Here is a 13,687-nt window from a genome sequence, read left to right as displayed (position 1 = left end):
CATTTTGCACAAAGGGTATTCAAGGGGTATTCAAAAAGGGATTCAAAATATATACGCTGGCAGGCTATATAAAGGAAATCCTTTTTGAATGAAATAATCATTTCAATTTTAACTATTAGCAGTAATTGAAACCAAATTATGTATTCTCCCGTTTTAGACGATGTTTGTATAACAAATCAAATCGGCTTAATGAGAGTTAGGGTTATAGTATTAAAATGTGCAAGTAGGCACATACTGTCCTGTATTTACCCATTCATAACACTGGACTGACGGCATCCCGTTCCACCGGTGACCCAAAAAAAGCACTAAATGAGATGGACCGGCATAAAATAAATGGACTTTCTCTGCATCCACTTTGGTAGCTGCTGCTTTAATTTCCTTTTTTAATTTTTTCACTACCAGATTAGCCTGCTCTGCAGTAATTATTGGTGATTCTGTATGCAAATGGAGTTTTGAAGAAATGCTATGTCTTTGACCTTTTAAATATACTGCAACTTCATTGGCTATGCTGTCTCTTGTAATCCCTATTGTAACAATCAGCTGATTATCCACCCCTTCTTCAAAATCAACTACAAATTCACATTCTGGGGTTTGGTTATTTGGGTGTGCATCCGTTGCCCAAATACCACCTTCTCTTTGCTCTGCTTCAATAGAAAATCCTGATACCGATGAAAATACAGATCCTATTGCCATAGCTGACGATAGTCTGCGATTCCCACTTAAATGAATCCTTTTCGAAGACCTGTTCTTTTCAATCCATTTTTTTGTTTCAACTACATTATTGTACAGCTCTTCTGTCCAAACGGCAGACTCTGGATATTTTCTATCCTTCTCACCAAAAAAGGGTTCCCATAAAAAATTTATTTTTCTAGGTTCTTTAGGCAATTTATAAATTTCTGTATGAATATAAATTTTTTGATCAGTTGGTATAGCATCTTCACCAATAACAGAGTGCATAGCTTGCTTTAATTGTTGACGAAACACCGGTTTATTTTTTTGCGACCGAACTATGCTATGTAACACATCAAATACTTTTTCTTGTTCACTTCCTCTTAAATCATATCCTGGGAGATGTTGGTTAAATTCGTTATTAAACATACCCTTTGCCTTTTCACTGAGTGATCCCCATTTATCCTCAATAGAAACCTTATGGAAAAGAAATTCAGCCATTTCTTCACTTTTGCCTAAGCCGATTACCTTTTCCTTATATTCTTCATAAGAGTTTTCAAAAACTCCTGATGTGTGACTGTAAAACGGATAAGGATCGCGCAACCTCCTCAATCCATTTTTCAAAGGATGTAAGGTTTCGGATAACCCTGTACAGGACAGCGTGAACCATCGGTATGTGCCCGGGCTACCTTCGTCCATTTTTTTAAACCGATTGATTTCTTCCCAAAATTCTGTTGGTGTTATCCGGTGGTCCTTAGCTTCAATTGCCTCAATCACTTCTCCTATCTGAGGATCGAAAAATTTTGCTTCAATATCACCTACCGATTCCCAAATTACTGAAGAAAAACCCTCAAAAGATAACCAATGTGGAAGTTTGCACAGTATAAGGTACGCTTGAAAATCGAAACCGGAGGAAGCAATATCGCCTCCTGTAGATTCTTTTTCTAACAACGAGGGTGATTGCTTACCATTTTCATTTTTCATCATTCACTCTGCCTCCTCTCTTATTAATTCCCCTTGGATCATTGGATTTCCCGGTACAAAAATTGACACTCTTCCCTCAACTACCCCCTCATTGCATTTAACCAATAAAAGCATAACGAAGTTGGCTCCCACAGTAGGATCGTTCACGATTTGCCACATACTTTCCCTATCCCTTATACTCGGTGTTAACTCGAAGGAGGGATGCGAGTGCCATTCCCCTAAATAATTAAATTTGGTGTAGTTATGTTTTGTTTTATTAAAAAAATCAGTCAAACGATTTTTTAAAGACTGTTGGATGTGTCGAATAAAAGAAACTACAGTCCCGCCTGATCGTTGAATGGTGAAATCACTAATCCGGAATAACCCTTCGCTTACATGTTCCCCTAAAAGCACACCTCCAATTTCCTGTCTTTCGGCTACTATTAACTCCTTCTTTAATTCCTGTTCAATTGCCTTAGGAAGGATTAGCTTAATCATCACTTTTCTCCAATAAAGATGCAATAAAATCAATAGTTTCATTACGTTCTTCTTCATTTTCTACTGTTTCTGTTTCATCTGTTAGATGGTTGATATGGATAGGGTGTGTATCAAACGGCGCCTCAAATATCCAAGAATTTGATAAACCTATCAAGTACATTGAATAGGGATATATGGATTGGTCAGGTTGTAAGACGGTATCCAACGCAAAACGAGTAAGGTGACCAGCTATTATGGAAACGTCAGCGTCTGAAGCTATCATTACTTCTTCTTGCTGGTCTTCTGTGGCATACAAATCAAGGATCTTAAATTCAAATTCGGGTAGCTGCATGGTATATCCGTTAAAACCTTTTCTCATCGTTAGTGCATCCGGATCAGCTTTTGGTCGGCTTCTTGCAATTAATCCCCCGATCCCGCCAGCAAAAACCTCTCCCCAAACCATTGGTTTTTCATAGGTAGTCCTAACCGCTGACAAGAAATTAAATGCTCTTGGGTTGGCTGTTGCATCTATGATCAAGTCGCAATTTCCTAACTTGGATAGTACCGTGTTCAATGAAGTTGTTGCTTCTTGACCAGATAAATTAATTTTTGAAACTGCTACATTCACAGCAGTAGATATATTCATTAATTGATTTTTTACTGCATCTACTTTATGGGAGGCAACACTTTTCCAATCCAATGTATGGCGAATCATGTTTCCCGGTAAAAAGACATCGTCATCCACTAAGTAGAATTTTCGGGCTCCTGTCCTTGCTAATGATAGTGCAATCTTACTTCCTAAAGATCCTAAACCGACTATACCGATCCTCTTTTCGTTCAAGCCGACTAAATGGTTGGGCAGCCTCCCTTTGGGCTCTTCCGTTACCAGAGGAATAGAAAACAATTTTTCCTTGTTTGTACCATTCATTAGAACATGGGGGTTGTTTTCATTATCCATTGCGATAATAAGTATTGTATCTGACAAAGGGGTAACAACCTCCAAATCATAATGCTGTTTCCATTGAGTAACCGTTTTCATGTTCCTGATTTCAGTTGATGATAAGTTGGACTTCAATAATACACCTGTCAATTCATAATTAGACTTGAAATCTTCAGGTAAAGATGAGTTTTTCCAAGCCTTCCCTTCCTTGTGCTCTAATTCAAGCACATGCAAAATGGCTGTATCTTCATTCCCAAAAACAAAAGTAAACTTTATGTTTCCCATATAGTGATCCTGTAAATTTGATATGATGTTCAAAAATTCAGGTTCCACATATAACCTGAATGCTTTGTTTCTTAAATTTTGGCCTTCCGTTAAAAAGTGTCTGGAAATGACAAGGTTCTTTTCCACGGTCTCGCCTAAAGGATTTTCCTTATAAATTAACCGGTAGGCACTTTCCAACATATTCGCTCCAGTAACAGATGGATACCAATTATCCGGTCCCCATTCCAGACATAATGAACCATTTTCATACTGGTGAGTCGACCAATGCGCCCCATCCTCCATTGGAGTTACTATTGGCGGTGTGGATGGAAAAAAAGGCGGATAGGTTAACTTCACTTCATAAAGGTTCCCATGGGCTTTTATTTTGGCTATCAATGCTAACCCATTTTCCAAAGTCCACTCTGTTCCCTCCAACCATGTTGCCGTTGATTGCAATTTTTCAATTTCATCCTTTTCTTTGGTTAGACGGCGTGTGTCCGATAAGAACCAAAATTTCATTAAGCAAACCCTCCAGGTTTATTTGGTTTTACAGGGCGGTCGGGAAAAGATAAAGAAGGTTCTGCAGCATTTTTTAACAGGGAAGAAGAGTTAGCAACTTCGGCCGAAGGAAATCGTGGACCGAAAATCTCTCGCCATAATTTAAGCGCCTTTTCTTTATCTGTTTCATTGATTGCTTGCCTTCCTTTTTCCGCATGGGATTTAGCTTTATAATAAAATCCTTCAAACGCATCAAAAGTAATACCGTTCGTGACCGAGTTACCCGGAACACCAGGATCTTCAATGTGAGGCACCAGCCGTAATCCAATGTAAAAAGCATACTTTTCTACGATTTTTTCTAAGGTCCCCACAAATAACTCGTCATACTTCTTTTCGTTATTGTCCATACATTCTGCCGCAATACATTCAATTACAAATCCTTTTGGTTTCTTAGCAATAGTAGGATTTTGCCTACGCCACCACTTCATCAACTTAACCAGTGGTTTAAATCGCCCTCCACTATCCGTGTTTACTTTTGTTGTCCATTCCGTATGCTTGGGAGGGTTAGTCTCAACCCATTGCTCTTTCTTGCGATCCGGGATATATAAGGTGCCATCCATTCCATTGGGCGCAATAATCGGCACCACGTCCATATCTACTTTATTTGTTTCAATTCCCACCGATCGGGCTTGTTTCCGAATAGTTGAATATTTAGGCTTTAATGTATCATACAGTAAATCAATGACCTCTTTTTGGTCATCATTTTTTGTATGATTTGTCACAACAATTATGTCTACATCCGGGCGAGAAACCACTCCGTCCTTTATTCTTGGTCTTATAGCCGTGTTTCTTTTATATGAACCAGATAAGAAATCTGTTTCACGGTAATTTTTGAATATCTCATCACCTTTAAGGAACTTCCTGAGGTTTTCATGACCTGTGCTTGCATCACTTTTCGTGTTTTGGCTTGGTTCAATATCGCTTAAAAGCTTCCTGAACTGTGAATGTGCTCCCAAATAAATAACCCCCCTATTTTTTTCCATAATTCTGTACGTTTATCATAACACGAACTCACATTCCCTTTAAAGTAATTTGGATGAAAATTCAGTTATTTATGCCAAAAACACCCCTGTATAGTAAAGAACCGAAGTTTATATCAAATTTAAGATTAACAATACTACTTTTCATAAGCTTTGTTATACGGATGGAAAAGAGTTTATAAGAACGCATATTCCCATTAGTGAGGATTATTTTGATAAGGAGAGGCAACAATCCATTGTTTGCAGTTCTCTCGCAGGCTAAAAAGCCTATGTTACACTGTCTCACTTACAGAATCAGAAGCTTCTTGAATGTGTTTAATTTTATCAACAGGACCGGACCAGGCGCTCTTTTAAAAGTCAATAAGCTGCGGCTTTTTTAGTGTTGTCTTTTTTTCTAAGTGAGGAGTTAATTTTCATGGTTGTTTAACACCATTTTCCAGTTCGCAGATACAAGAAAAGAGCTGCAACAATGCAACTCGCTAATTCCACTAACGCTCTCCATTAGCTCAATAAGAAAGGTTTTATTTCTCTTCTACATCAACAATAACATTTCCAAACAATTCCTCGCCAAAATATACTTCTAACTTCCATATCCCTGCACTTGGTAACAACATCGTGGAAGGAAGGTGATGGTCTGCCCCGTTGTTAGGCGAAAGAAGAGTAGAAGAGGCTTTAGGATACTCAAGAACAGTTATTTCTTCACCTGTTTGTTTATTAATTCCAATCACCTTAAATGGTTGTGTTAGTATTTCTTGTTCACCCCAAAAATGCCACATATATTTTTGTGTTTCACCTGCTATAAAAGGACCGTACTCTCCAAATCCAAGTTTCCCATTATCTCCAATACGGAAAATAAAATCACCCGTTTGCCCATCATCCGTAATTATGACTTCAATATCAAGTGTCGGACTTTCTTCCCAGCTTTCATCGGTCTTTTGAATTGCCTCATTTGAACAACCAATAATACTAATTATAACCAAAAATACAATTACAATAAATAAAAATCTTTTCACTATTTCCTCCCCCAATCTGATTAACTATTTAAATTCATTTATTCATCCTTCTCGTATATACCTTCTTCCACTATACTCCCTCTAAGTTATCATTATTTTCCAGTTAATGGACATAAAAAAGAGCTGCAACAATGCAACTCGCTAATTCCACTAACGCTTACCCGTTCCTTAAATAAGGTTGATAAATTTTAATCATTCGGTTTTGTAAGGGAATTATATATATCGTGTAAAAACTCTTTATTCTTATCATTTATTAATTTTCTTTCACCGTCTTTTTCGTAGTAGAGTTTTGTTGAATTCAACTTTAGGATAAGTTTTCAAATGTTTATAATCAATTAGCTCTCCGTCATCACTTACTGTTACTATATCTTCACCATAAGTGATATGAGCACCTGTATCAGCTTCATTTATTGTTTGTGAAAAAGCTGTCGTATTATAGCCTAATAAACATAATGCTATCAATAATGTAGTAAATACTTTTTTCATATTATCACCTCAGTTTAGTTTCACAAACTAAACTCGGCTTTATTCAAGTATGCTCCCCGTTAGCTTAAGTGAAAAAATTCACAAATTCTCTCATTTTCTATTATCATATTTACATGAATTTTCCGATTTATTTTTGAAATATGGAGAATTTACTTGTTCAACAATCTGGCCTGATTCTAGAAATTGATCAATTATAAATAAATTCTTTACTCAAAACTTTTTTTACAAATGATGTTATTTGCTGCGTAGTATATGTCTACTACGTTGTAAAACAGATTAATCTAGCCTGTTGCATACTATTGAACAAATTATGGATATAGGTCTAATTAATTCAAAAATACTACATAATCCATAGTTACAAAATAACCGTATCGGATTGTATGGTATAGCAGAGTATCAGAGTATTTAACTTTATTGAGCGCATAAAAGTTAATGAAGAGAGTAGATTAAAATTTATAGTCTTCTCTTTTGAAATAAAATAAAAGCAGCAGGAACCCTTTGAAACCTGCTGCTTCTTTTACAATCCTTTAACGCACTCCGCATGTGTCGAAATGATTGCAGGCACATAATTTATAACAAATATAGTGGCGCTTACTTAAAACAGAATTTATTTCCCCTATAATCAAAACAAAAGAATTAACATCTGTAGCTGCTGCTTAGTGGACAATTATATGACTAAAGGTTACTAGTGGCTATCTCTTTCTAGAGTTCTCAATACAGTTGCTAACGTTTGAATTAACTTAATTATCGTTTAATGCCCACCATGGTCATCGCCTGAGAGAGAAACAATTTCAAGTTTTTCATCAATAACCCCTTGTACCTGGAAGGTGATTGAGTCCGTACTTCCAAAGATATAACCATGATTGTATGGTCCTTCAGTTGGATTATCTTCATATGCTGGCTTTAATTGTGCTAAATAATCAAATACCGCCTGATTTAGTTCTCCTTCTTCCAACCAGATCATAGGAGAATGTTTTCCTAAATGTGCAAGCGGAGCACCAGGAAGTGCCAGTTCAGGGTTAGCCGTTGAAGCGAAAGTCAAGCCATGTCCAGGCTCATCAATTCCCCATCCAAAGCCTGTTTCTTCATCAAAATAATATGCAAAGGCAATAGAAAGTTCTGTTGGTGTATCGCCCCCTATACGGGTCACTGGTCCGTAATCAGCCAGCTCCTCTTCAATGTTTCCTGAAACTTCGTTTTCAGAGCCTACTATATAGATGTTAGCTCCTCCATTCCGCTTTCCCAAGGCTTCAATTGTTGCCTCAGGAATATCAGTTTCAGTTACATATAACAATGGCTCATCCATGTGGGAAATCCAATCTCCAGCCACTGATGTCATTAGCTGGGCATCGTCTGCGGAAGATCCTATAATTACACTTTGCGGAAGGTCCCCAGTAATATCTGCGTAATACTGGTCAACCATTGCAGCAAATTCTGCAGGGTCATCCGCTGTAATTTGTTCCACTTCAAAACCGGACAGCTTGTCCAGTTCATTTTCCGGAAGGTCATCCATAACCATCACTTGGGTGCCCTCGGAATTTCCTAATGGCTGAAGCCTTTCTATCTCTTGAAGAACATCTTCGGAGATGGAGCCATCTGTATAGAGGAGCGGGCCATCGTTCGGATGATGAACAAGCGTCAATGCTGCTAGGGAGTGCTGCCATGAATCAGCGGGACCAAGGATAACAGTTCCTGGTTGGTTTCCTTCGTGAGTTGCCGGCCAAATGGTCTGTGAAGCCAGAATTGAAAATGTAACTGGATCATCGTTATTGATTCTAGTAACATTTTTCGTATTTTCTATTTGAAGTCCGTCAAGAGCATTATCATTAAACGATTGAGGGCCTTCTGATGCTTCAGCCTCTATTTCCTCTCTTCCACCTGCTCCATGCCCTTCATGCTCCTCATTTACCTCGTTGTTATTATCGCCATGGTCACCATGACCGCCATGGTCGTTATTATCATTTTCATTATCATTATGCATATCGTTATTTTCTCCGTGCCCGGCGTGCTCGTCGTCGTTATTCATTTCCACATTATTCATCTCGTTGTTATTGTTGGCGCCGTCATTTGTTGTTGTGTCGTTTGCATCATTATTACAAGCTGTAAGGAAAATACTTGAAGCCGCAAGAACTGATAAAATACTGGATTTCTTCATCATAATCATCCTCTCTTTGTTGTATTAAGCTGGTTCTCCATTCTCCACAATCATTTGCCATGTCTCTCCCTGGTCATCAGACCAGTATATAGAATCTGAAGCAGTACCTATCGCCAGAGTATCCGTATTGTTATGGTCAACTGCAATAGCCAGTACAGGCGCAGCCTCCTCAGGCAGTTCACCAACAACTTCCCATGTCTCACCGAAATCAGTGCTCTTCATTAACCCCTCTATTCGGCCTATTCCGTGAGCGAATAAGATTCCATCAGGCCCCTGGCTCACACTTGTCATAGTAAGTTCATTGTTAAATAAATTAAAATTTTCTCCGCCATCAAGAGACTCGTAAATTCCATTAGCCATACCTGCTAGTACTCGTTCAGAATCCTCAGGATCGGATATAATTGAATAAAGTTCATGAAACCGGTCATTTATACCTTCTGCACTGACTTCTGACCAGTCCTCGCCGCCATCTTGAGACTTAAACATTCTTCCACCATAGGCATCAAAACCGTAAAGGTATTCAGAGTTTCCCTCATTTGCATCCATTAGGTGAAAATCTACCTCACTATATAAGGCCCCTGTTTCCCATGTGCCGCCTTGGTCTTCACTTTTCATAACTCCGAGTGGGTTTTCCAATTCAGAACCATGTCCCGGGTGCCCACTGCTCATGAAGATATTTTCAGCTGTGATGAGGAAACCCATAAAGTCATGCCGGTCTTCCTCCGTCCCCTGCCAATAAAACTCACCGCTGTTTAAGTCTGCATGCATCAGGCCGTGATGTGTTCCTACATATAAGATGCCTTCTTCCTCTCTATCAAAAGCCATATCATGGATATGTTCAATCTCCTCTACAGCTTCCCTGACCTGTTGTTCATTATCCTCATTCGGCTGTTCAGCTTCTTCACTAGGATCCCGCTCCGGTTCGTCCACAACTGCAGGGGGCTCTTCCTCGCCTGTTGTACAGCCAGTGAGTATTATTAGAACAGCACTAAAAAATGCAATCATCTTCGCCTCTTTATTATCCAAATAGCAACTCTCCCCTTTACTTTATTCCTTAGATTATGCACCAAAAATATGAAGAAATTTTGAAGAAAAATAAAATTTTATCTCAAAATCACCACGCCAGGGACCTTACTTAGGCTGCAAATATTATTCCCTATATTAAATGGTTTTACAATATTTTATAACTTTGTAAAGAGAAGACTTCGCAAATAAATTGCTTGTTAAGTTTGCCTTCAAACTTTCTTCATAAAGTTTTGTTTAGATTAAAATGTTATATTGTAATAACTAAATAAAGGAGTTGCCTTCAATTAATAAAAAAATAATTCACGAAGCATATTGGCTTAGAGCAATAGCTTGTATGGCTGTAGTTGTTACTCATGCAGTCAATACTACCCTCATTAATTACGAAGGCTCTGTTAGCCAATTCCAAGAATATTTATTAATAATGCTTAGATTTATGGCCTTTTTTGGAACATCTGCTTTTGTTTTTATATCAGAATTACTGATTTCCCGTGCTTATCCAAGAAAGATTCCTCCAGGTTTCCTTAGAAAACGAGTTAAATACATACTCTTTCCTTATGTGTTTATGGGAGCAGTATTTGCAGTGATAGAAAGCAGTTCAAAAGGGGAATTCTTCCAGAAAACTTTATTCAATCTCCTTTTAGGGGGATATACCGGGTATTTCATTTTGATAATTTTTCAATTTTATATTCTGCATATTTTGTTTTCACGTTTCCTAAAAACATTGCCTGCAAAGCCTGTGATTTTCATTTCATTCATTGTTAATTTGATTTACTTAGCCGCCTTTAATTTTACAGAGCCATTCTCTGGGGCATTGGGGGAATATTTGTGGGCAAGGGGATACTGGATGCCATTTATCGGCTGGATATTTTATTTTACTTTAGGATATTACAGCGGCCTATATTTTGACCTTTTAAAAGAAAAAATTAAGCAGTACAGAGCTCTTATTTTTACTCTCTCTCCCTTGGCTCTGCTGCTGTTAATATTATTTGTCAGAGCAGATATAGTAACTGTAGTTTCCTCCAAAAGAATTGATATGCCCATTTATACTGCAGGAGTTATAATGGTCATCATATATGTGACTGCAAAGTACAGAAAGACACCTGAGTTAATTTTGCTCATAAGTAAATATTCTTTCAATATTTATTTACTCCATAAAATCTTTTTGTTTTATCTGCCGCCTATTGAAGGGATGAGTCCTGTTATTTATTTTGCAATTTCTTTCCTGTCATCGATTATTTTCTCAGTTTTACTAGCAAAATTATTATCTTTCTTTAAATTCAGCCATTACCTCATCGGTAAGCCGCTCCCTGTTCCAAGCAAATAAAAGAATATAAATTTAGTGCTGAATTAAGAGGAACAACATGGAACAACACCCCCTGAAAACATTTTCAGGAGGTGTTGTGAAATAATCTAATTTAGAATATATAATTTCTTTTCAAGGAGATTCGTATAGTGAATTTTTTTGTTAGCTTATCCTATGTTTCTTTTTCCTGTTGCTATCTATATTATTTTTATTTAAATACCGTTCTTCCGCTAACCCAGTTTTTCTCCTGTATAAAAGTATGATTATTCCTCCGATTATTGTAAGGAGAGAGACTGCTTGAGCAGTCTTGACTACTCCGAATACAAGGAGGTAATCCGTCCGGATCCCTTCTATTATAAATCTTCCGATGGAATACCAGACAGCATACGAGATGAACATTTCCCCTCTTCGGAGGTTTGCCTTTCGAAGCATCAATAGTATTGCAACTCCAAGCAGGTTCCATAAAGATTCATAAAGGAAGGTAGGATGGTGGTAAGCACCATTTATATACATTTGATTTATAATAAAATCAGGGAGCATCATACTTTCTAAAAAGCTTCGGGTAACTTCCCCGCCATATACTTCCTGGTTCATGAAATTGCCCCATCTCCCCACAGCCTGGCCCAAAAGAATGCTTGGTGCCGCTATATCTGCAATCTTCCAGAAAGACAGGTTTCTCTTTCTCGCAAAAACTAAAGCTGTTATTGCGCCTGCAATTAATCCTCCATGAATCGCAAGCCCGCCTTCCCAGATTGCAAATATTTTTGCAGGATTATCGGCAAAGTGCTCCCATCTGAAAAATACGTAATAGATTCGCGCACCAATAATGGAAATTGGCAGTGCAAAAAGTAATAAATCAGCAAAAGTGTCTTTAGGCAGCCCCCGCCTTTTCGCTTCCGAATTAGCTAATAAGTATCCAAGGAGCGCTCCGAGACCAATTAAAATACCATACCAATATACTGTAACAGGTCCTAACTCAAATGCAACCGGGTTCAGTGGCTGTATTGTATTCATCATCACTACACCTCATTTTTCCAGTACCAGTCTTTTCAGCTTCTAACCATTGGCACCTTGTATACCTTTATTATCTGTCACAGATATGAAGAAACCTTGAAGTTATTGCTCGCATATTTGACGAATTTGTTAATAACGTTCTGCTGTCATGAAGTCATTTTATTAACATGAAAAAGTTAATACCATCTGGTTTCTAACTAACTCTAATTGGTCATTTATTCAACTGGGAGGTATAGAAAAAATTCCGCCCCTTCTCCTTTAACACTGGCAACTGAAACCGAGCCATCATGCAGTTCAACTATCTCTTTGACTATCGCTAATCCAAGTCCTGTAGCACTATTTTCATTTTGTTTTCTGGATTTATCCGCCTTATAGAATCTATCCCAAATATTCACAATATCCTCTTCAGCAATACCTTCGCCAGTATCCTTCAATGATAAAACAATTTGGTCATGCTTTTTTGATAGAGAAATATTGATTTCTCCATTTACTGGCGTATGACGAATAGCATTCTCCAGGAGATTCACTAATGCCTGTTCCATTCTGTTCGGATCAAATAAAACCTTTAAGCCTTTACATTCCCCAGAAATGTCCAGACTATGTTTAATCGATTTTTGTTCAAAAAGTAAAACTCTGCTTTGATAAATATGTTTAAGCCAAGCATCAATTGGAATTAGTTCTTTTTCCAATATTATTTTTCCTTCATCCAATTTTGTCAGTAAGAAAAGATCGCTTACTAACTTTTCCATCCTTTTCGCCTCATGATAGATTACATTTATATTTCCCTTCCATTCTTCATGGTTTATTTGTTCACTTTCCTTCATTAATGCAGAATATCCTTTAATATAGGTAATTGGCGTACGCAGGTCATGAGAAATATGGGAAATAAATTGTCTTCTTGAATCACGATAGACTTTTAATTGGCGTGTCATTGACTGGATACTGTCTGCCAGATGACTGACTTCATCTTTTCCCCTAATATTTAATTTAATGTCAAAGTCACCTTCCGCAATCTTTTCTGTCATTTTACTAATTTCATTTAATGGGTTTGAAACTTTCCTTGTCAAATATTTAGTTAAAAGCAAACCGATCCCAACTGCAGCAATACTCATCAAAAATAATAATATTACAAGTTTGATCCTTGCCTGATTGATATCACCTGTATCTTGGTCCAGAAAAATATATCCCCTTACTTCATCTGTTGCAGAATCGGATATTGGCATGATTGCCCAAACATGGGGAATGTGATGAACAATATAAGTATCTACATGATCGATAAATGGTTCGTTTTCCAAGCGCTCAATCGACTCTCTGTTTTCAATTAGCCAATCCGTTATTAAATTCCAGAGTTCCCCTGACACATTTGCTGATTGGCTGATAGCTGATAGATCACTGTCCAAAATAATAAAAACGCTATTTTTCCCTTCCTCAATTTCTTCTATGTAATCGATTGCTAAATCATCCGAGTGCTGCTCAATGAAATTAGCATGGGCTGCAGCCCTTACAGAAATCTCCCTCTCCACATGGTCCTGGTAGTGTGTTTTTGTAATCCAGTTTGCTCCGCTAATCAGAATAACAACAAGGGAGAGGAGAATCACCATTACTACCACAGTAATTTTTGTTGCAAGTTTTTTTTGCAGCATACGTTTCCTTCTTTCATTATTTACTCTTGAAAATGTATCGATCCACTGTTAAGTGTCAATTAGTATTAAATTGGTACTCATATATTTTATTATAATAAATTGAATTATTTATGAAGTTTTCAGTAACTTATGTCCTGTTTTATATAATTTAGTATAAAAAATAAAATTTACAGAAGTATAAACATACTAACATTAG

The 13,687-nt window shown here is 37.4% G+C and carries 11 protein-coding genes; 1 reads left to right on the top strand and 10 read right to left on the bottom strand.

All coding sequences use genetic code 11. The features are described 5' to 3' along the window. Positions 1-210: 210 nt before the first annotated feature. From cap4 to CD001_RS03970, 8 genes are all read right to left on the bottom strand, one after another. Complete coding sequence (gene cap4 / locus CD001_RS04005; RefSeq protein WP_096186292.1) at positions 211-1,656, bottom strand: CD-NTase-associated endodeoxyribonuclease Cap4; 1,446 nt, start codon at positions 1,654-1,656, stop codon at positions 211-213. Then, positions 1,657-2,130, bottom strand: coding sequence for a Mov34/MPN/PAD-1 family protein (locus tag CD001_RS04000; RefSeq protein WP_218839235.1), 474 nt, complete (start codon positions 2,128-2,130; stop codon positions 1,657-1,659). Then, positions 2,123-3,832, bottom strand: a complete 1,710-nt coding sequence (locus CD001_RS03995) for a ThiF family adenylyltransferase (RefSeq protein WP_096186291.1) — start codon at positions 3,830-3,832, stop codon at positions 2,123-2,125. Before CD001_RS03995 ends, CD001_RS04000 begins: the two co-directional genes overlap by 8 nt. Further along, positions 3,832-4,827 carry an SMODS domain-containing nucleotidyltransferase gene (locus CD001_RS03990; RefSeq protein ID WP_218839234.1) on the bottom strand — a complete coding sequence of 332 codons (996 nt, stop codon included), beginning with the start codon at positions 4,825-4,827 and terminating at the stop codon, positions 3,832-3,834. Before CD001_RS03990 ends, CD001_RS03995 begins: the two co-directional genes overlap by 1 nt. 545 nt (positions 4,828-5,372) lie before the next feature. Next, on the bottom strand, positions 5,373-5,864 hold the full coding sequence (locus CD001_RS03985; protein ID WP_096186289.1) for a DUF4871 domain-containing protein: 492 nt from the start codon (positions 5,862-5,864) through the stop codon (positions 5,373-5,375). Between the two features lie 264 nt (positions 5,865-6,128). Further along, positions 6,129-6,350 carry a hypothetical protein gene (locus CD001_RS03980; protein ID WP_096186288.1) on the bottom strand — a complete coding sequence of 74 codons (222 nt, stop codon included), beginning with the start codon at positions 6,348-6,350 and terminating at the stop codon, positions 6,129-6,131. Between the two features lie 751 nt (positions 6,351-7,101). Next, positions 7,102-8,508: a cell wall-binding repeat-containing protein gene (locus CD001_RS03975; protein ID WP_257009697.1), complete on the bottom strand. Its 1,407-nt coding sequence runs from the start codon at positions 8,506-8,508 to the stop codon at positions 7,102-7,104. A gap of 21 nt (positions 8,509-8,529) precedes the next feature. Next, positions 8,530-9,531, bottom strand: coding sequence for a F510_1955 family glycosylhydrolase (locus CD001_RS03970; RefSeq protein WP_096186287.1), 1,002 nt, complete (start codon positions 9,529-9,531; stop codon positions 8,530-8,532). A 274-nt stretch (positions 9,532-9,805) separates the two neighbouring features. Between CD001_RS03970 and CD001_RS03965 the strand changes: the two genes are divergently transcribed. After that, positions 9,806-10,855, top strand: coding sequence for an acyltransferase family protein (locus CD001_RS03965; protein WP_257009696.1), 1,050 nt, complete (start codon positions 9,806-9,808; stop codon positions 10,853-10,855). 141 nt (positions 10,856-10,996) lie between these two features. Here the strand turns inward: CD001_RS03965 and lgt are convergent, their stop codons facing one another. Together lgt and CD001_RS03955 are read right to left on the bottom strand one after the other, a co-directional pair. Continuing rightward, positions 10,997-11,851 (bottom strand): prolipoprotein diacylglyceryl transferase, encoded by an 855-nt coding sequence (gene lgt, locus CD001_RS03960; protein ID WP_096186286.1) that lies wholly within the window; start codon positions 11,849-11,851, stop codon positions 10,997-10,999. 212 nt (positions 11,852-12,063) lie between these two features. Beyond that, on the bottom strand, positions 12,064-13,491 hold the full coding sequence (locus CD001_RS03955) for a sensor histidine kinase (RefSeq protein WP_096186285.1): 1,428 nt from the start codon (positions 13,489-13,491) through the stop codon (positions 12,064-12,066). Positions 13,492-13,687: the final 196 nt, after the last annotated feature.

The sequence above is a fragment of the Evansella halocellulosilytica genome, from assembly GCF_002335745.1.
GTDB classification, from domain to species: domain Bacteria; phylum Bacillota; class Bacilli; order Bacillales; family Salisediminibacteriaceae; genus Bacillus_CA; species Bacillus_CA halocellulosilytica.
The sequence above is the reverse complement of the archived record's forward strand: the minus strand, read 5'-3'. Positions and strand labels throughout refer to the sequence as shown.